Origin of the sequence: Thalassobaculum sp. (genome assembly GCF_040219215.1) — a bacterium.
Lineage (GTDB): Bacteria > Pseudomonadota > Alphaproteobacteria > Thalassobaculales > Thalassobaculaceae > Thalassobaculum_A.
In genome coordinates this window covers 1-17,043 of record NZ_JAVJSX010000009.1, presented here as the reverse complement: position 1 = coordinate 17,043, position 17,043 = coordinate 1, and the positions used below count along the sequence as shown (strand labels likewise).

General features: G+C 67.4%; 18 protein-coding genes, 1 tRNA gene and 2 pseudogenes. 4 read left to right on the top strand and 17 right to left on the bottom strand.

The window, feature by feature from the left end; translation table 11 throughout:
* A partial coding sequence (locus RIC54_RS09865) for a beta-barrel domain-containing protein (RefSeq protein WP_350150990.1) occupies window positions 1-316 on the top strand: 316 nt, incomplete at its 5' end.
* Between the two features lie 473 nt (window positions 317-789).
* Here the strand turns inward: RIC54_RS09865 and RIC54_RS09860 are convergent.
* From RIC54_RS09860 to RIC54_RS09850, 3 genes are all read right to left on the bottom strand, one after another.
* Window positions 790-2,526, bottom strand: coding sequence for a ParB/RepB/Spo0J family partition protein (locus RIC54_RS09860; RefSeq protein ID WP_350090738.1), 1,737 nt, complete (start codon window positions 2,524-2,526; stop codon window positions 790-792).
* 70 nt (window positions 2,527-2,596) lie between these two features.
* Window positions 2,597-3,535 carry an ArdC family protein gene (locus RIC54_RS09855; protein ID WP_350090735.1) on the bottom strand — a complete coding sequence of 313 codons (939 nt, stop codon included), beginning with the start codon at window positions 3,533-3,535 and terminating at the stop codon, window positions 2,597-2,599.
* 359 nt (window positions 3,536-3,894) lie between these two features.
* Window positions 3,895-4,104, bottom strand: coding sequence for a helix-turn-helix domain-containing protein (locus RIC54_RS09850; protein ID WP_350090732.1), 210 nt, complete (start codon window positions 4,102-4,104; stop codon window positions 3,895-3,897).
* 149 nt (window positions 4,105-4,253) lie between these two features.
* Between RIC54_RS09850 and RIC54_RS09845 the strand changes: the two genes are divergently transcribed.
* Window positions 4,254-4,520, top strand: coding sequence for a DNA -binding domain-containing protein (locus RIC54_RS09845; RefSeq protein ID WP_350090729.1), 267 nt, complete (start codon window positions 4,254-4,256; stop codon window positions 4,518-4,520).
* A gap of 5 nt (window positions 4,521-4,525) precedes the next feature.
* On the opposite strand, the gene RIC54_RS27070 is transcribed toward RIC54_RS09845, so the two are convergent.
* The 12 genes and pseudogenes from RIC54_RS27070 to RIC54_RS09785 form a co-directional block, all read right to left on the bottom strand.
* Complete coding sequence (locus RIC54_RS27070) at window positions 4,526-5,107, bottom strand: DUF2285 domain-containing protein (RefSeq protein ID WP_502989673.1); 582 nt, start codon at window positions 5,105-5,107, stop codon at window positions 4,526-4,528.
* Window positions 5,108-5,186: 79 nt separating this feature from the next.
* Window positions 5,187-5,348 (bottom strand): annotated as a pseudogene (locus RIC54_RS27065) (transcriptional regulator domain-containing protein); the annotation flags it as partial.
* A 39-nt stretch (window positions 5,349-5,387) separates the two neighbouring features.
* A complete protein-coding gene (locus tag RIC54_RS09830) occupies window positions 5,388-6,020 on the bottom strand; it encodes an acyl-homoserine-lactone synthase (RefSeq protein ID WP_350090723.1) in 633 nt (210 codons plus the stop codon).
* A 94-nt stretch (window positions 6,021-6,114) separates the two neighbouring features.
* Complete coding sequence (locus RIC54_RS09825; protein WP_350090720.1) at window positions 6,115-6,840, bottom strand: helix-turn-helix transcriptional regulator; 726 nt, start codon at window positions 6,838-6,840, stop codon at window positions 6,115-6,117.
* A 168-nt stretch (window positions 6,841-7,008) separates the two neighbouring features.
* Window positions 7,009-8,517, bottom strand: coding sequence for a tripartite tricarboxylate transporter permease (locus RIC54_RS09820; RefSeq protein WP_350090717.1), 1,509 nt, complete (start codon window positions 8,515-8,517; stop codon window positions 7,009-7,011).
* Between the two features lie 12 nt (window positions 8,518-8,529).
* Window positions 8,530-9,045 carry a tripartite tricarboxylate transporter TctB family protein gene (locus tag RIC54_RS09815; protein ID WP_350090714.1) on the bottom strand — a complete coding sequence of 172 codons (516 nt, stop codon included), beginning with the start codon at window positions 9,043-9,045 and terminating at the stop codon, window positions 8,530-8,532.
* A 17-nt stretch (window positions 9,046-9,062) separates the two neighbouring features.
* Window positions 9,063-10,001: a Bug family tripartite tricarboxylate transporter substrate binding protein gene (locus tag RIC54_RS09810; protein WP_350090711.1), complete on the bottom strand. Its 939-nt coding sequence runs from the start codon at window positions 9,999-10,001 to the stop codon at window positions 9,063-9,065.
* A 183-nt stretch (window positions 10,002-10,184) separates the two neighbouring features.
* Entirely contained in the window at window positions 10,185-11,351 is a 1,167-nt protein-coding gene (locus tag RIC54_RS09805; RefSeq protein ID WP_350090708.1) for a mandelate racemase/muconate lactonizing enzyme family protein, read from the bottom strand.
* A gap of 5 nt (window positions 11,352-11,356) precedes the next feature.
* A complete protein-coding gene (locus RIC54_RS09800; protein WP_350090705.1) occupies window positions 11,357-12,532 on the bottom strand; it encodes a mandelate racemase/muconate lactonizing enzyme family protein in 1,176 nt (391 codons plus the stop codon).
* Between the two features lie 38 nt (window positions 12,533-12,570).
* On the bottom strand, window positions 12,571-13,299 hold the full coding sequence (locus RIC54_RS09795) for a GntR family transcriptional regulator (RefSeq protein ID WP_350090702.1): 729 nt from the start codon (window positions 13,297-13,299) through the stop codon (window positions 12,571-12,573).
* Window positions 13,300-13,647: 348 nt separating this feature from the next.
* The gene (locus tag RIC54_RS09790; RefSeq protein WP_350090699.1) at window positions 13,648-14,346 is read right to left on the bottom strand and encodes an RES family NAD+ phosphorylase; all 699 of its coding nucleotides are present in this window, start codon (window positions 14,344-14,346) and stop codon (window positions 13,648-13,650) included.
* Complete coding sequence (locus RIC54_RS09785; RefSeq protein WP_350090696.1) at window positions 14,343-14,780, bottom strand: antitoxin Xre/MbcA/ParS toxin-binding domain-containing protein; 438 nt, start codon at window positions 14,778-14,780, stop codon at window positions 14,343-14,345. Before RIC54_RS09785 ends, RIC54_RS09790 begins: the two co-directional genes overlap by 4 nt.
* Window positions 14,781-15,056: 276 nt before the next feature.
* Between RIC54_RS09785 and RIC54_RS09780 the strand changes: the two genes are divergently transcribed.
* Both RIC54_RS09780 and RIC54_RS09775 read left to right on the top strand, forming a co-directional pair.
* Window positions 15,057-15,272 (top strand): hypothetical protein, encoded by a 216-nt coding sequence (locus RIC54_RS09780; protein WP_350090693.1) that lies wholly within the window; start codon window positions 15,057-15,059, stop codon window positions 15,270-15,272.
* A gap of 19 nt (window positions 15,273-15,291) precedes the next feature.
* Window positions 15,292-16,371: pseudogene (locus RIC54_RS09775) on the top strand (recombinase family protein); the annotation flags it as partial.
* Window positions 16,372-16,473: 102 nt separating this feature from the next.
* Here RIC54_RS09775 and RIC54_RS27060 read toward each other — a convergent pair.
* A complete protein-coding gene (locus RIC54_RS27060) occupies window positions 16,474-16,854 on the bottom strand; it encodes a hypothetical protein (protein WP_502989672.1) in 381 nt (126 codons plus the stop codon).
* A gap of 49 nt (window positions 16,855-16,903) precedes the next feature.
* Window positions 16,904-16,980: transfer RNA gene (locus RIC54_RS09770), tRNA-Met, on the bottom strand.
* Between the last annotated feature and the right edge of the window lie 63 nt (window positions 16,981-17,043).

Sequence of the window (17,043 nt, the reverse complement as noted above, 5' to 3'; positions counted from 1 at the left end):
CGATCCCAATGACATCGACACCGTTCAGGAAGGCGCGATGGCGACCGTGCGCCTGACCTCGTTCAACCAGCGGACGTTCAAGCCGATCGACGGCGAGGTGACGCACATCTCGCCCGACGTGGTGCAGCCCGAGCAGGGCGCTCCGTTCTACGAGGCCCGCATCCGCCTCGACCCGGCGATGCTGCGGCGCTTCGAAGTCGACCTGGTGCCGGGCATGCCGGCGATGGCGATCATCTCGACCGGCGAGCAGACCATGCTTGACTACCTGATCGCGCCGGTCGCCCGTTCGCTCGAGACTGCGTTGCGCGAGCAGTGAGCTCGACTTTGGTCCCTGGGGCATCTCAAACTATGTTCGCTAGACCTCGTCAACCTGAATAATGCATGAGCATTGGTCGCACGGAATGCACCGCGACACTCAGGAGCCCCGGTCGTACGGCGTGATCGGCAACCCGCTGCTGTGCTTGGCTACCGTCAGTGGCTCGGGCTTGCGCATTGGTCGCCTCGAATGTCCATTAATGGTCGCCGTGGTTAGTGGACTCGGACCGATTTGGAGACGTATTCTGTGGATGGACTCTGAGCTGATCAATCGGCCCGGCCACATCCGTCCACAGAATGAGCCGTTTGACGGACAGCGTGGTGCTTGTCCGGAAACGGCGGACGTAGATGGATTTCCGGACAAATTGATTGTCGGACGGGCTTTCGGACACGCTGGACTACCGCCCTTGCGCCTCCCACGTGGTCATGAAGGAAGAAGGAGTGGGCGGCGACCGAAGCCGCCACCCGCAATGGTCACGCCGTTTCAATCAGCTCGCGCACCCGCGCCCATTCCTCTGCGGTGCCGAGCACCCCGCTCTCGGTCGCCATCCGCACCGGGAACGCCATCCAGCCCGGCAGCCAGCCCTCGGCCGTGGTGCTCCGCTTGCCGTCGAGGCAGTCGCGGATGATCTGCTTCTGAACCTTCACCTTGCCGGCGAGGTTGGCGTCGGCGACGGTCCGGCCGGCGACCTCGGCCAGCATGGCGTTGACCACGGCGCGCTCGCGCAGCAGGTCGAAGAAGGCGTCGTCGGGCCGCCAGTGGGCGCCCGCATCCACCTTCAGATGCACGCCGGCCGCCTCGACGACGGCGCTGCCGGCCGCCAGGGTCTCGGCCATGACGAAGGCGGCGACGCGCAGCACGTCGGCGTCCGACAATGCCAGCAGCCGCGCGAACACAGCCGCCGTCGGCAACGTGTCGTAGCCGGGCTGTGCGGCGCTGTGGTGGTAGTCGGGCCGGTCGAGCAGCGCCAGGACCGCCTGCCGCTCGGCCTCGAAGGCCTGCTGCGCCGGGCTAGTCGCCACACTCTCGGCGATGGCGTCGCTGTGCGCCGCCTGCGGCTCGGGCTTCACCTGCCAGTGGCCGGACGACGCAACGGTGTGCGCCACCAACAGCCGGAGGGCGACGCCAGGCTCACCGATCAGGGCGAGGCGCACCAGGGCGTGGCGGTGCAGATCGAGATAGTTCTGCATCGCCTTGGTGACCTCGGGCCGCGCCGGCTTCGCAGTCTCCGCACCCTCCCCGCCTTTCGCTTCCGGCTCGGCCTTGCGGGCCAGCCGGCGCGCCTCGCGGCGGCTGAGCCAGCCTTCGTGGACCTCGACCTCGCCGCGGTGCGAGACGGTGATGAACACCTTCCCACCCTTGCCCTTCGGGGTCTTCTCGTGGTCCCAGCTCTGGAAGTGCTGGCCGGGCTCCAGCACCACGACCTCGGACCAGCCGGCCGCCAGCAGCGCGTCCCGCTTGGCGGCGACCGCCTCGCTCTGCTTCTGCCAGAACAGGTCGGCGTCGGCGAAGTAGCCCTCCTCGCCGAACAGGTCGGTGACGATGCGGCCGGCGTACGCCTCCAGCGGGAACAGCGCGACCGAGGTCGGGATCGACTGACCGCCGAGCAGCCACTGCTTCAACTGCCAGCCGCGCGGGACGCGCTGCTCGGGGTCGGCGAACAGCTTGAGCCACGCCTTCTGCTGCGCCTTGGACGCCATCGTCAGGTGGCGCACCGTCTCGGCGTCGATCGCCTCGGCGCGGTAGGCCTCGCGGATCCTCGGCAGCAGGTTGCCGAGTGCAAGGCGGCGCCGGACCATCAGCTCGGTGATGCCGAACAGGTTGGCGATCTCGGCGATGCTTCGTCCCTCCCTGGTGAGCCGCACGAAGGTCTCGTGCTGGCTCATCTCGTCGGGGTCGAGGCGGGCGGTGTTCTCGATCAGCGAGGCCTCCAGGGCCGCCGCGTCGTCGCCCGGCTCCATGACGGCGCAGGGCAAGGGCTCGATCTCGCCGCGCTCCTCGGCGACCACCTGGGCGGCGGCATGGCGCCGCCGACCGGCGACGACCTCGAAACGGTCGGGCTCGCCGTTCGGGCGGACCAGCAACGGCTGCAGGATGCCGCGCGCGCGGATGCTCGGCAGGATGTCGGCGACGTCGGGCGTGCGCTTGGCGTTGCGCATGTTGCAGGCCGAGACGTCGAGCCGGTCGAGGGGGATGTGTTGCAGTTGCATGGCCTTCTCCGTGGGTTCGGGGTGGATACCCCGCCCGCCGGCACCGGCCGCGCGGGCGGGGCCGGTGCGCCTATTGGCGCGTCAGTTCCGCCGCGTCGGGCGGAAGCTCGGGATCGGCTGCGGCGCCGTCGGCCGCGCGGAAGGCCAGCAGGAAATCGGCGGCCTTGGAGGCGAGGCTTGCGGCGCGGAAGATCGCGCGATTGTCCTCACGCAGCACGTCGAGCCAGGAGCCGAGGTAGTCGGCATGCCGCACGGTCGGCGCGATGCCGAGGCTGGCGCAGATGAAGGCCGACGCCATCTCGGCGACCAGTTCCTCGCGGGCGTACGCCTTGCAGCCGAACGAGCCAGCGAGATCACGGGCGAGCCGCGAGGCATGGCCGGTCCAGTGGCCAAGCTCGTGGAAGCAGGTGCGGTAGTAGTTGATCGGCTCGAAGAACGCCGGCTGCGGCGGCACCTGGATGTAGTCGGCGGCCGGCACGTAGAAGGCACGCTCGCCGCCGATGCGGAAGTCGGCGCCGGTCGCGGCGATCAGTGCCTCGGCGTGCGGCACGGTCTCGCACTCGGGCAGCGGCTCGGTCCGGCCGAGCACGCGCTCGGGCAGGCCGTCGCACTGGTCGACGTTGAACACGGTGAAGCGCTTGAGGAACGGCACCGCATTCGGCTCGTCGCCCTCCGCCGCCGCCCGCTGCTTCTCCTCGCGCGGCACGAAGCGGTCGGCGTAGACGACCGTGGTGCCGCATTCGCCCTTGCGGATGGCACCGCCGAGGGCGAGGGCCTGGCGAAACGTCAGCCAGGTCTGTGCGGCATAGCCGCGCTCGATCACAGCTCCCCAGAGGATCAGGATGTTGATCCCGGAATAGCCCCGGTCGGTGGCGGCGTTGCGGGGCAGGCCGATGCCGGCCCTGGCATGGCCCCAGGGCTGCACCCAGGGCACGCGACCCTGTTCCAGTTCGGCGATGATCCGGTCGGTGACCTCCTGGTAGATCGTGTCCCGCTTGCGCTCCGGCATGGCAACCTCCGCTCGTCTGACCCCGCCGCGCCTTTCCCCGGAAGCGGGGTGGGCGGCGAGATGCGACCGCGGAGGCCCGCCGGAGAGGCGGGCCGCACCCGGAGGGCCGGAACGCAGTGGAGGACCCGGAGCGAAGCGGAGGGTTGCGGCGCGCCGCGGCGGGCCTAGAAGGGAGCGCCGCCCAACCCGCGCCGCCGGGAAAGGCCAACGCACAGCTTCATCGCGCGGTACGCGCGATGGCCGCCGGCCGAGCCGCGAGGCTCGGCCAAGCGCAAGGGATCGACGCCGGAGGGCCGAGACACCGTCAGGCGGCTTGGTTCACGAGAGCCCAGTGCGTGGCGTCAGGCGCGCGGGCGCCCCTATTCTTCCGGTGAGGAGGGACGACGGAGGAGGTCGGCCGCTTCGAGACCAAGGCCCTGCGCGAGCCTATCGACGACCTCGATACTCGCCGCATAGACACAGCGTTCGATGGAGCTGATGTAGGTGCGGTCGATGCCGGCGCGGTGCGCCAGCTCCTCCTGCGACAGACTCTGTGCCTGCCGGTATCGCCTGAGGTTGAGTGCCAACACCTCTCGTATCTCCATGCACGAGAGGGCATCGCCTTGTAGAGCATTTCACCACGGAGTATTCTCAACAAACAGCGATCAGCGGTGCTCAGCGCCGCGGCCTGCAGATTGTTCCGCAGACGCTATGGCCCAGAACGTGAGGGCTATCGGACATGACCAAGAACCAGACTCTGGGGGTCGCCGGTCAACCACCAAGTTCGGCCAGCGTCACGCCGTACGACGAGGCGCATTTTGTGACCTATCTCCGCCTCCTCGACGCGGACGCGGAAGGAGCCGACTGGCGGGAAGTCAGCCGCCTGGTCCTGGGGCTCGATCCCGAGACCGACCCGACTGCTGCGCGACGATGCTGGAGGCAGCACCTCGACCGTGCCCAGTGGATGTCGCGGTCCGGCTACAGGCAGTTGCTGCGGGAAGACTGACTGGCTCAGACCAGCAGCCTTCGATATCCACCCGCCATCAGCGCGCGCCCTCGGCGGATCGCTCGGCGCACCTGGTCGCGCAGGTGATCGCGTGGGTCACGCCAATCGGCATCGACGCGTCGTCGGCCGAACAGCGCAGCTGCGATTTCCCGGTTGGTCGCCCCGGCGAGCCAACCATCCAACGCTTGAAGGACGACTCGCAGGCGCCGGCCGCGCGGCTCGGCCGGAAACGATGACGCCGGAATGGCGCCCGTGGCGAGCACGGCGTTGAATGCTTCGATCGCCACGAGCCGATGGCGGACGTGCCCCGGCTCGGCGACGATGTCGACCATCAGTCGGACAGGCACGAACACGCTGGAGCCGTGGACAGCCAGCTGCAGCGCCCGTTCGGAATCATGGAACAACAGATGCTGCACGCCGTTCGGCGAGAGAAGAACCGTGGTACGGCATCGGACGTCCGAAAGCCGAAAGGCGCGGGCCCCATAAGCAGGCCCGGCGGCTACGGCCGTTACCGGCAGGACGTGCGGGCACACATGCGGGATCCAGAAGACGACCGCCGAGCGGGCATCGTCCTCGGGTGACTTCACGAAACAACACGTCCCAGCGTGCCAACCGGTCGACCGCGCGACCAGCGCGGAGCACCGTCATCCGCTCGGACACCGCCGCTTCGGTAGCAGCGCCGGCGGGATCAGCCCAGTCCCGGCGAAAGTCCGGGTTGCGGCGGAGGAACTCCCAGGCCCAGGCACGCCGAGGCAGAGAAACCGTGTGCCCGTAGCTTTCTGGATCGCTCCAGCACGGCCTCCCGCTGGTTTGGTTCGCTTCCGTCATTCCCGGTGACCGAGCGTCGAGCGCCCAAAGGCCTCGGGACTAGGCGGCCGCGGACGCGGCCGGGACGGAGAGCACCGGTCCGTCGAGGCCGCCGCGGGTCCTGACCCGACGCGCGCATTCCCGGGAGACGGACAGGTACCCAGCGACCGTCCGCGTGGCGCCGAGCATCGCCGGCTCGGTGAGCCGCCGCAGCGGCCATCCCGCGCGCTGCAGGATCCGCTCCATGCGGACATCGGTGACCGTGACGATGTCGGTGAGACGCCGCGACAGGCCGAACTCGATCATGCCGGAGAAGAGCTCGTAGGTCGCCTGCGCCAGCCCACCCGCAGCCTTGGGAGCGTCGGCTGCCAAGTGGAGGGCAAAGCGGCTGCTTTCCCAAACTGTATCGCTGGCTGATATCGGTCGCCCGTCGAGGAGCGCGGCGAAAGTGTCGCGCAACATGGTCGGTCCGGTCGACGGTAGGAGACGGACGCAGCCGCGGATCTCACCATCGTCGGCGCGATACAGGAGATAGACGGGGTCGAGCGCGTCGAAGGCGTCCTTCTCGACGCCGCCTTGGCCGTCGACATCCCAGCCCAGGCGCTCCTTGAACACTCGGTAGCGCAGGCGGTGCATCTGGGCCAGGTCACCGGCGAACTCGCCGTACCGGTCAGGCGTCACAAACTCGATCATCGTCACCTCCGAAACCGCGACAACTCCCGTATTGGAGGTGAGACCCGTGCGCGATACACCCTGTGCAGGTTCACAGGTGTTGGCGGAAGACGCGTCAGTGCATGGTCGGGTTGGATGCGGAGAACTTGGCCACTGCCTGGCAGATCGATCGCACGCCGAGCTTGGCCTTGGCGTTGTCCAGGTGGAACTGGGCGGTCCGCTCGGAGATGCCGAGGATTTTGCCGATCGCCCAGGCCGACTTCCCCTCGGCGGCCCATTTGAGGCACTGGAGCTGCCGGGGTGACAAAACGACCCCGGCGACGGTGCGATCGGGCGTCAGCAATCGGCGTAACCGTGCGTGCAGGCACATCGCCATCAGTTGCAGCGCCTCGGTGTGGCGGTCGGTCACCCTCTGAAGGCCAGGGCCGCGTTGGTCCGTGGCGTAGGTAATGGCGGCGATCGGACGCCCGGCATCGTGGATCGGGATCGTGAATCCGCAGCGAATGCCGAACTCCGCCGCCTCATGGAAGAGCTGCTGTTGCGGCTTAGACAGGTGCGGCGACACGAGATCGAGCCCCCAGACGAACGGCTCGGCCATCCGGGTTGCCTGGCCGATCACCGGGTCGAGGCGCTCATAGCGCCGCTCGACATAGCGAGTGATCCACTTCGCCGGGTAGGTGCCGACCACCTGCGCGAGAACTCTTGGCCGCTGCGGCAGGAGGAGACAGGCGAAGCGCGGCAGATCGAAAGCTGATGCGGCCTCGGCAAACACCTGGCGAACGCCATCCGCGTCAGGTTGGTCATGCAGCTGTTCGGCGAAGGTCTGGAAGGTATGGTGCACGAGCGCTCTCCAGCGACGTGCTGCGTACCCCCTGCCCCATCTCGGCCTCAAGCATCCGCCGTCCCGTCTGTCAGCGTGGCACCGCCACGCCGCCGCAGCACTTGCAATCTCCCCAGTCAGTTTCGTTGTTGGCTACGCTCTGCCGCGGCTTGTTGCCGTCGGCCACCGTCAGTCTTCAATTGCGGCCGCCGGGATTCGTCGTCCCCACCGCCGGCGCACGAGCTTCGTCGCGGGTGCGTAGAACAGCCCGACGGCAGCGAGCAGGAAGAAGCTCGTGGCAATCGGGCGGCCGAGGAACTGCGACCAGTCCTGGTCGAAGATGATCATGCTCTGGGAGAACGAATTCTCGACGAGGGTGCCGAGCACTAGACCCATGATGATCGGCGCCGGCGAGAAGCCGAACCGGCGCAGCACGAACCCGATGAGGCCGGCGATCAGCATCACGTAGATGTCGAGTACCGACTGGTTGACGCCGTACGCGCCGACGATGCACAGCGCCAGCACCGCGGGCCACAGGAAGGTCGGCGGGATCAGCGATACGCGGGCGAAGATCTTTGCACCGGCCAGGCCGAAGATCAGGAACAGCACGTTGGCGATCAGCATCGCGATGAAGATCGAGTACAGCAGCGTCGGCTGCTCCTGGAACAGGTATGGCCCCGGCCGCAAGCCGTGGAGCAACAGGCCGCCGAGGATCACGGCGGTCGTGCCGCTGCCAGGGATGCCGAGCGCGAGCGTCGGCACCATGGCGCCGCCGGTCGCCGCATTGTTTGCCGCCTCCGGCCCGGCAATGCCCTCGACCTCGCCGGTTCCGAACCGGTCGCGATGCTTCGACCACCGCCGGGCCTCGTTGTAGCCGATCATCGACGCGATGGTGCCGCCTTCCGCCGGCAGAATCCCGATGAAGGTGCCGATGCCACAGGACCTGAGGATCGTCGCCGCGCAGCGCTTGAAGTCGTCGAGCGACGGCAGCTTGACAGCGTCGACGACCAGCCTTTCGAGCTTTCGGCCGATCTTGGCGGATTGGCTCAGCAGCTCGGAGACGGCGAACAGGCCGATGAGGACGGGGATGAAATCGATGCCGTCGTACAGTTCGGGCACGCCGAAGGTGAAGCGCTCCACCCCGGTCGTCAGCGTCACGCCGATGGTCGAGAGAAACACACCGAGGCAGCCGCCGATCAGGTTCTTGATCGCGGAGTCGCCACTGATCGAGGCCAGCATCGACAACCCGAACACCGCAAGGGCGAAGTACTCCGCCGGGCCGAAGCGGTATGCCAGGGTTGCGAGGGCGGGGGCGGCGATCAGCAGCACCACCAGGCTGAAGATGCCACCGATGGCGCTGGAGACCGTCGCGATACCGAGCGCCCTTCCGGCCTCGCCCCGCAAGGCCATGGGATAGCCGTCGAAGGCGGTGGCGGCGGCCGGCGGTGCGCCGGGCGTGTTGATGAGGATCGCCGTGATCGACCCGCCATAGGTTCCCCCACAATAGAGTGCCGCGAGCACAGCGATGGCGGAGACGGGCTCGAGATAGATGGTGAAGGGGAGCAGCAGGCCTGTCGCCATCGTCGACGAGAGGCCCGGCAGCGCGCCGATCAGAACACCGATCAGGGTGCTCGCGGCAATCAGCAGCAGGGTGTAGGGATCGAGCATCTGCCCGGCGGCAACCAGGAAGGCGTCCATGGTCCGTCCTCGCTAGAGTGCCAGCAGGCCGGTCGGGAACCGAACCTGCATGACCAGGGTGAAGAGCAGGTAGATCGACGCCGGGAGCAGCACCGCGTAGGCGGCAATCGCCGCATGCCGCTTGTCCCGCCACAGCAGCGGCAGCGAAACGGCCAGCACCCCGACGGCCGCGAGCACCCCGATCCACGGGATCAAGGCAATGCCGCCGGCCGTCAGCACGGCGGTGAGCAGGGTCACCGGCTTGACCGCCGGCTGCCGATCCGGCCGCTTGTGCCATCCGAAGGCGATCAGCAGCAGGGTCAGGAACCCGACCGTGAAGATCAGGACCCGCGGAAAGAAGCTGGCCTGCACGTTCTGCGACAGGAGGGCGGGCACGCTCGGGAACGTGGTCGTCTGGTAGTACAGCACGGCGCAGGTGCCGAGGATGCCGAGGCCAAGCCAAAGATCCCGATGCCGAAGCCTACCCTCGGGGCGGTCGGGGGACGGCGAGCCGCCCCCCTCTCCCGCTTCGCCAGGATGCTGCGTCATCGCCGTGGCCCCACGCATCACTTCTTCACCAGACCCAGGCTCTGGAGCATGACGCTGGCGTCGGCATACATGCGGCGGATCTGGGCATCCCAAGCCGCGCGGCCGGCCACGCTCTTCTTCGGCATGCCGCCGTTCTCGAGATAGGCCTGGAAGCGGTCCTGCTTCATCGCGTCGAGCAGTCCCTTCTCCAAAATCGCGACCCGCTCTTCCGGCACGCCCTTGAGGACAACGAAACCGCGGACCGTGGAGAACGCCACGTCGACCCCCTTCTCCTGCGTCGTCGGCAGATCGGGGAGGACGTCGATGCGCTCGTCCGACATCACCGCGAGCGCCACGAGGTCGCCATGCCTGACCTGCTCGAGCGCCTCGGTGACGTTGAGGCTCGCGACCTCGACGTTGCCGCCCATGAGGTTCGTCACCAGTTCGCCGCCGCCCTCGAACGGAACGGCCCGGATCTTGGTGCCGGCCTTCTGCGCGAAGCTTTCCGCCGCGACGTGGTCGACGCCGCCGATATGCGTCGTCCCCCACTTCACCGGCTTGTCCTTGCCGGCGCCGATGAGGTCGTCGATCGACTTGAAGCGGCTCTTCGGGCTGGTCACGATCAGCATCGGATCGTCGGTGGCGCGTGCCACCCCGACGATGTCGTCGATCGACAGCGGCGAGTTTCCCTGCGCCATGGTGAACAGATGCGTCGGCGTGATCAGCATGAGCGTGTGACCGTCGGTACCCTGGAGCTTGGCGAAGTTCATCGCCACCCGGCCGCCGCCGCCTTTCATGGTCGCGACGAACATGTCGGTTCCGAGCGCCGCCTGGGCATCCGGGATCGCCATGCGCACGGTGGTGTCGGTGCCGCCACCGGCCGAGGCATGCGTCACGACCTGGATCGGCTTCGACGGGAAGCGCTCCTGTGCCGCCGCCGGAACGCTCGCCAGGACCGACAGACCGGCAGCCGCCATGCAGGCCAAGATCCGAGAATTGTGTGTACGGTAGTTCGACATGAGCGTTACTCCCCTGGTCTCGATTTCTTGTTGTTGGTCCCGAGGTCTGCTCGCCACAGCAAGGCCGGCGTCGGGACCCGTGCAGCCGGCCCAACTCGTGTGGCGTTCCCGGTTGTATTGCGGCCGTATAGGCCGCGGCGCTCAGCCCGCCAGGTCGCGCATGACCGTGTAGAGCTCGGCTTTGCGCTCGAACCCGATGCCCGGCGCGTCGGGCAGGGCCACGTACCCGTCCTGGACGGGGCAGTCGTCGGCAAAGCCGTTGAACGGCCGGAACACGTCCGGATAGGACTCGTTGCCCCCGAGCCCAAGCCCCGCCGCGATGTTCAGCGACATCTGGTGGCCACCATGCGGGATGCAGCGCCGCGGCGACCAGCCGAGCGACTTCAGGACGTCGAGGGTTCGCAGATACTCGACCAGTCCGTAGCTCAGCGCGCAGTCGAACTGCAGGATGTCGCGGTCCGGCCGCATCCCGCCGTAGCGCAGCAGGTTTCGGGCGTCCTGGTGTGAGAACAGGTTCTCGCCGGTCGCCATGGTGCCGTCGTAGGAGTCGGCGAGGACGGCCTGGATCTGGAAGTCGAGCGGATCGCCCGGCTCCTCGTACCAGAACAGGCCGTAGGGGTTGAGCGCCTTTGCGTAGGCGATCGCGGTCTCCAGGTCGAAACGGCCGTTGGCGTCGACCGCGAGACGGTCGGGGCCGCCGACCACCTCGAGCGCGGCGTCGATCCGGCGCAGGTCGTCGTCGAGTGACGCGCCGCCGATCTTCATCTTGCAGACCGTATAGCCGAGATCGAGATAGCGCCGGAACTCGGCCTGCAGCTCCTCGCGGTCCTTGCCCGGGTAGTAGTATCCGCCGGCCGCATACACGAAGACCCGGTCGTCGGCCTCGCCACCGCGGTAGCGGTCGGCGAGCAGCCGATAGAGCGGCACGCTGGCGATCTTTGCCGCCGCGTCCCACATGGCCATGTCGAGAACCCCGACGGCGACCGAGCGCTCGCCGTGGCCGCCGGGCTTCTCGTTCGCCATCATGGCCGCCCAGGCCTTGTGCGGGTCGAGGTTCCCACCCCCTTCGTCGACGAGCGATTCCGGGTCCGCGCCCTTGAGGCGGGGAATGAAGCGCTCGCGCAGCAGACCCTGCGGGGCATACCGGCCGTTGGAATTGAAGCCGAAACCGACGACCGGCCGGCCGTCCCGGATCACGTCGGTGACCACGGCGACGACGCTGACCGTCATCTGGCTGAAATCGATATAGGCGTTCCGGATCGCCGACTTGATCGGCACGACGGTGTCTCGAATGTCTACGATGCGCATGCCGGTCAGTCCTTCACCAGGGTGTCGCGCAGGGCCGCGCGGTCGAGGGTCAGGCCGAGGCCGGGCCGCTGCGGGATCTCGATGACGCCGTCTCGCGGCGCCGGCGCATCGGTGAACAGCCGTTCGCCGACCTGCACCATTCCGAGGTGCCATTCGACGATCCAGCCGTTCATCAGGCCGGCCATGGTGTGCATGTTGAACAGCGGCCACCCGCCACCGTTGGCGATCGGCATGTTGAAGGCCTGAGCGAGATGGCCGGCCTTGGCCGCCTCGGTGTAGCCGCCGCAGAAGCAGACGTTCGGCTGCAGGATGTCGACGGCCTGGCGGTCGACCAGCTCACGCAGGCGCCAGCGATGGCCCTCCATCTGCCCGGCCGCCAGGGGGATGCGGGAATGGGCCCTGAGGTCGGCGAGCGCTCGCGCGTCGTTCTGGTGCAGCGGCTCCTCGAACCAGGTGATGTTGGCGTCCTCGATCGCTCGGCAGAGCATCTTGGCGTCGATCGGGTTGAACAGGTAGTTGGCGTCGATCATCAGGTCGATGTCGTCGCCCACCGCGTCGCGCACGGCGCGGACACGCTTGGCATCCTCGCGCCAGCCCTTCGGATCGACGCCGACGACGAGCTTCAGGGCCGTGAAGCCCATCGCGACGTGCATCCGGGCCGCCTCCGCCAGCTGCTCGCGGTCGTACTGCGGGAACCCGAAGGTCACGTAGGCCGGGACCCTGCGCCGCGCGCCGCCCAGCAGTTCCGCGACCGAGCGACCGGCGAGCTTGCCGGCGATGTCCCAGCACGCGATGTCGACACACGACAGTGCGCTTGAGATCACGCCGGTCATGGCGCGCGGATTAAGCTTCCACCAGACGCGGTGGTGCAGCGCCTCGGTGTCGCGCGGGTCCATGCCGTCGACCAGCGGCAGGATGTGACGCTGCAGCGCCTCGACCACGGAGCGGGCGAGGAAGTGTCCGGTCAAGCCGAAGCCGCTGACGCCGTGATCGGTGTGTACCTCGCAGAAGACGAATTCCTTCTGCTCCTCGCGCCCATAGCCCGCCACCTTGCCGTCCAGCAGCGGGATGTCGATGGACACGGTATGGATCGTCGCCGTGATGTCGCGGATCGCGACGGACGGGCCGCGCTCGAATCCGGTCGGTCGTTCGTCAATGGCCAGGGCGGCAGTCCGGTTCATCGGTGTCCTCTCGTGCGTTCAGTTGAGATCAGTGATGGTCAGGTACCGGAAGCGGCACCCTGCTGTTCGGCCAGCCGGGCGAGCAGCCGCCCCTTGCCGGCCAGGATGTGCTGCTCCATGAGCGCCCCCGCCTGCGCGGCGTCCCGCGCAGAGACCGCGGCGAGGATCGCCTTGTGCTCCTCGTTGGAGGCCCGCATCTTCCCCGGCTGCACCAGCCCGCGCCGGCGAAAGAGGTGCAGCTGCTTGTCGATGGTCGGTACCAGGTTGATCAGGTGCTCGTTCTCCGAGCCCTTGACCAGCAGCGTGTGGAACTCGACGTTCAGCGGGTAGAAGGCGTTGATGTCGTCGGTATCGACGGTGCCCTCCATCTCCTCGACCAGCGCCGACAGCCTCCTGATCTCAAGGGGGGAGACCCGCGACGCCAGCAGCTTGCCGGCGAGGCCGAACAAGGCCGCGCGGATGTCGTAGAGCTCGAGCGCTTCCTCGGCATTCATCTCGCGCACGAACGCGCCGTGATTGGCCACGATCCTGATGAGGCCGCTGCGCTCGAGCCCCCGGCATGCCTCGCGGATCGGCCCGCGGCTCACCTCGAAGCGCTCCGACAGTGCTGCCTCGTTCAGGTGATCGCCGGCGCCGATCTCGCCCGAGATGATCATCCCCTCGAGCTCGCGCTGAATCAGCGACGCGATCGTCTCCGAGCGCCGGATCCGCATCGCCCCGCCGAAGCTCACCGGCCGAAGCCGAACCTCCTGCTTACGCTCAATCACGCGCACCTCCGTTGTCACTGGATTCGTAGACTGAGGACCGCACACTGTCAACAATTACGAATATTCCTTCTTTTACAATGTATTAGATTGTATTCAATTCAGGGATTCTAGATCGTCTACCAGACGACCGTTCGAAGGTGATGCCCCGTTCGCCGCTCCGACAGGCATTGCAGGACTCGTTCAGCAGGCTCGCCCCGTCGCCCGGAAGCCCTGGCCGTAGCTTCGCCCATGGCACAGCCACGAACGCCCCACTTCCCGTTCCAGCTGATTCCGATATGATTCCGGTTGGCACGTGACGCCTCGGGTCAACGAGGCCGCCTCGCAGAAAATTTCCGATTTTTCAGATGTTTAGGTGGTGGTGAACACGATCGGCTCCGCCCTCCCCTCCCACCTGAACACATAGGTCGGTCCCTTGCGCACGTTCATGACGAGCGCCGGCCGGAAGCAGGCGAGGCACGTCCCCCGCGCCCGACGCACGCTCGGATAGACGAGCCCTAGGGAGCCCGCCTGCAGCAGCTCCTCAGCCAGGCCCTGTGACGCCACGTAGCTGTCCGGCGCCAGGCAATCCGCGAACCGATCATCGCTGCGGATGTCGTGCAGCTCGCCGCTGAAGTCGGCGCGGTAGTCGTCGTAGGTCAGCTCCTCCTCGAGCCAGCCGACTTCCGACAGCTCGACCCATTTGTGGAAGGCGATCTCGGCCTGGGACGTGGCGAGCTCGAACGCGGCGTACCAGGCGCCGCGGTCCGGGCCATTGAACCGGCTGCCGAGCGGATGCGCGTGGCAGAAGGCGGCGTTGACGATGCGGTAGAACGGCACGCCGAACACCAGCTCGTGGATGCCGATGCCGGGGAGCAGGTCGTTCTCGGCCAGCAGCCGCTCATTGGCCGCGTTATCGAGGTCGAAGATGTCCCGGAGGTGCGCGTCGTCCCCGGCGATCCGCGCCAGCACGCTCGCACCACCGTCGCTGTACTTCGAGGGGATCAGGCGGTGGGTGTCGTTGCGGCGGATCAGCCGGACGTCCGGCAGCGTGCCGGGCTCCCCGGTCACAGCCCGCCCCGGCGGGCGTCGAGCAGCCGCCGCACGGTCTGCATCGCCGGCAGCCCGCCCCTGGTCATGTAGGCGAGTGGCGTCTGGCCACCGAAGATGCGGTTGCTGTTCGGCAGCTTGATCCAGGCGTCGGCCAGCTGCTCGGAGTAGAGGATGTTGAGCGCCTTGAAGATGCCGATGAGGTAGGAGATCCGCAGCAGCCGGTCGGGGTCAAGCACCCGGTCCGGGTTCTTCTTCATCTCGTAGTAGGGCCCGTTCGACACACCGCCGAGCAGTGCTCGGCCGTCCTCGTCGCGCACGCCCCAGCGGGCGAGGATGTTGAAGAAGGCCCGCACCGCCGACGGGCTCAGCCGCTCGCGCTCGGCCTTGTCCGTCAGGTCGACGAGCGGCGACGGCTCGTAGCGCGTGGCCGGGTACTCCGCATGCAGGGTCATGACGTACTCCGTTACCGGAGTATATGCTCTTTCGATTGATAGTTCGCAAGAGCCCCGTTGCAGATCCGCCGTCACCGCGAGCGCCCGAACTTTTTTCCTGCGCCCTTCGACTCTCTCTTGCACCGACATGACCTCATCTCCGATCAAGCGCGCCAAATTACACCATAAGATACTGATTTCTTAGTATTTTTAACGTTGACCATTCACCCGTGCAAGCCCAAGTCTGGCAAAGGCGCACAACCTCTGCGGACAGGACGGTGGACAGGCGGCGGTGCAATGGCCAAGGATGACCGAGGCGGTCGCAGTGGACGGTCGGTGCCGGCCAACGACGTCGGCGCGGTGAACGAGCCGCTCGACCCGGCGCGGGTCCGGGCCCTGCTGACGCCGCTGGTCCGGTTGCTGGCCCGTCAGGCAGCGCGTGACTGGCTCGACGCCGTGGCCAACGACAACGAGGAACCACGCACGGACCGGACACCGCCTCGCCAGGACTGACGCCCCAGGATCAGCGCCGATGACCCGAGTCGCCCTCTACGCCCGCTACAGCTCCGACAATCAGCGCGAGGCCTCAATCGAGGACCAGTTGCGGCTGTGCCGCCTGCACGCCGAGCGGCAGGGCTGGACGCTCGCCGACAGCTATTCCGACCGCGCGATCTCCGGCGGCTCGCTGCTGCGGCCCGGCATCCAAGAGCTGATGGCCGACGCCCAGCGCGGCCGCTTCGACGTCATCTTATCCGAGTCCCTGGACCGCCTGTCGCGCGACCAGGAGGATATCGCCGGGCTCTACAAGCGCATGCGCTTCGCGGGTGTCGGGATCGTCACCCTGTCCGAGGGCGACATCAGCGAGCTGCACATCGGCCTCAAGGGCACGATGGGCGCGCTCTACCTCAAGGACCTCGCGGACAAGACCCGCCGCGGCCTGCGCGGCCGCGTTGAGGATGGGAAGTCTGGTGGTGGGCTCTGCTACGGCTACGACGTGGTGAAGCAGTTCGCCGAGGACGGCCGGCCGGTCCGCGGCGACCGGTCGATCAACGCGACCGAGGCCGCCGTCGTGCGCCGCATCTTCCGCGACTACGCCGCCGGCAAGTCGCCGCGCGCGATCGCCCAGGCGCTGAACCGGGAGAGTCTGCCCGGCCCCTTCGGCAAGGCCTGGGGACCGAGCACGATCCACGGTAATCCCAGGCGCGGCACCGGTATCCTCAACAATGAGCTCTACATCGGCCGGCTGGTCTGGAACCGACTGCGGTACGTGAAGGACCCGGACACCGGCAAGCGCGTCTCGCGCCCCAATCCGGAGACGGAGTGGGTCATCCAGGAGGTGTCGGCACTTCGCGTGGTCGAGCAGCCGCTGTGGGACCGGGTCAAGGCGCGCCAACAGGCCATGGCCATGGAGCCGAAGGAGCCCGGTGCCAATCCGTTGGTCGATCGCCGGCGCCCCAGGTATCTGCTGGCCGGCCTCGTCAAGTGCGGGCGTTGCGGCGGCGGATACTCGCTGATTTCGAAGAACCTGCTGGGCTGCGCCGCCGCCCGCACCAAAGGGACCTGCGGCAACCGGCTGAACATCCGCATCGAGACTCTGGAGGCGTCGGTCCTGAACGGCTTGCGCACCCACCTAATGGAGCCAGCGCTGTTCCGCGAGTTCTGCGACGAGTTCACCCGCGAGGTGAACCGTGCGCGTATCGAGAAGAGTGCCTCGCTACACGCGGCCAGGACCGAGCTCCCGCAAATCACGCGCAAGCTGGACAGGCTGGTTCAGCGCGTGCTGGACACCGACGATCTCACCAGCATCAAGGCGTACGAGAAGAAGATGCGCGAGCTCGAAGTGCGCAAAGCCGATCTCGAGGCGTTGATCGCAAACGCGGACGAGCCGCCTCCGTTGCTGCATCCCAACATGGCGGAGACCTACCACGACCGGATTTCGGCACTCCATGAGGCGCTCGAGGAGAACACCACGCGAGCCGAGGCGGCGGAGATCCTGCGCGCGATGATCAACAGGGTGACGCTGGTGCCGGAGGACGACCGGCTGGAGATCGTGCTGCGCGGCGAACTGGCGGCGATGCTGACGTTCGCCGCACATACGAAGAGGCCGCCCCGGGAACGGGACGGCCTCATGTCGCAATTATCGTTGGTTGCGGGGGTAGGATTTGAACCTACGACCTTCAGGTTATGAGCCTGACGAGCTACCGGGCTGCTCCACCCCGCGGTTGAGGGTGTTTGGCGTTGGGTTTGGTGTTGAGCGTATGTTTTGGTGTTTCGTCGGTCTTCA

Coding starts and splice junctions, on each gene's coding strand:
- RIC54_RS09785 (WP_350090696.1), bottom strand. CDS start 14,780: ATGACCCTGCATGCGGAGTACCCGGCCACGCGCTACGAGCCGTCGCCG.
- RIC54_RS09845 (WP_350090729.1), top strand. CDS start 4,254: ATGACCAAGAACCAGACTCTGGGGGTCGCCGGTCAACCACCAAGTTCG.
- RIC54_RS09810 (WP_350090711.1), bottom strand. CDS start 10,001: ATGGCGGCTGCCGGTCTGTCGGTCCTGGCGAGCGTTCCGGCGGCGGCA.
- RIC54_RS09855 (WP_350090735.1), bottom strand. CDS start 3,535: ATGCCGGAGCGCAAGCGGGACACGATCTACCAGGAGGTCACCGACCGG.
- RIC54_RS09830 (WP_350090723.1), bottom strand. CDS start 6,020: ATGATCGAGTTTGTGACGCCTGACCGGTACGGCGAGTTCGCCGGTGAC.
- RIC54_RS09820 (WP_350090717.1), bottom strand. CDS start 8,517: ATGGACGCCTTCCTGGTTGCCGCCGGGCAGATGCTCGATCCCTACACC.
- RIC54_RS09805 (WP_350090708.1), bottom strand. CDS start 11,351: ATGCGCATCGTAGACATTCGAGACACCGTCGTGCCGATCAAGTCGGCG.
- RIC54_RS09860 (WP_350090738.1), bottom strand. CDS start 2,526: ATGCAACTGCAACACATCCCCCTCGACCGGCTCGACGTCTCGGCCTGC.
- RIC54_RS09815 (WP_350090714.1), bottom strand. CDS start 9,045: ATGACGCAGCATCCTGGCGAAGCGGGAGAGGGGGGCGGCTCGCCGTCC.
- RIC54_RS09780 (WP_350090693.1), top strand. CDS start 15,057: ATGGCCAAGGATGACCGAGGCGGTCGCAGTGGACGGTCGGTGCCGGCC.
- RIC54_RS09800 (WP_350090705.1), bottom strand. CDS start 12,532: ATGAACCGGACTGCCGCCCTGGCCATTGACGAACGACCGACCGGATTC.
- RIC54_RS27060 (WP_502989672.1), bottom strand. CDS start 16,854: ATGTGCGGCGAACGTCAGCATCGCCGCCAGTTCGCCGCGCAGCACGAT.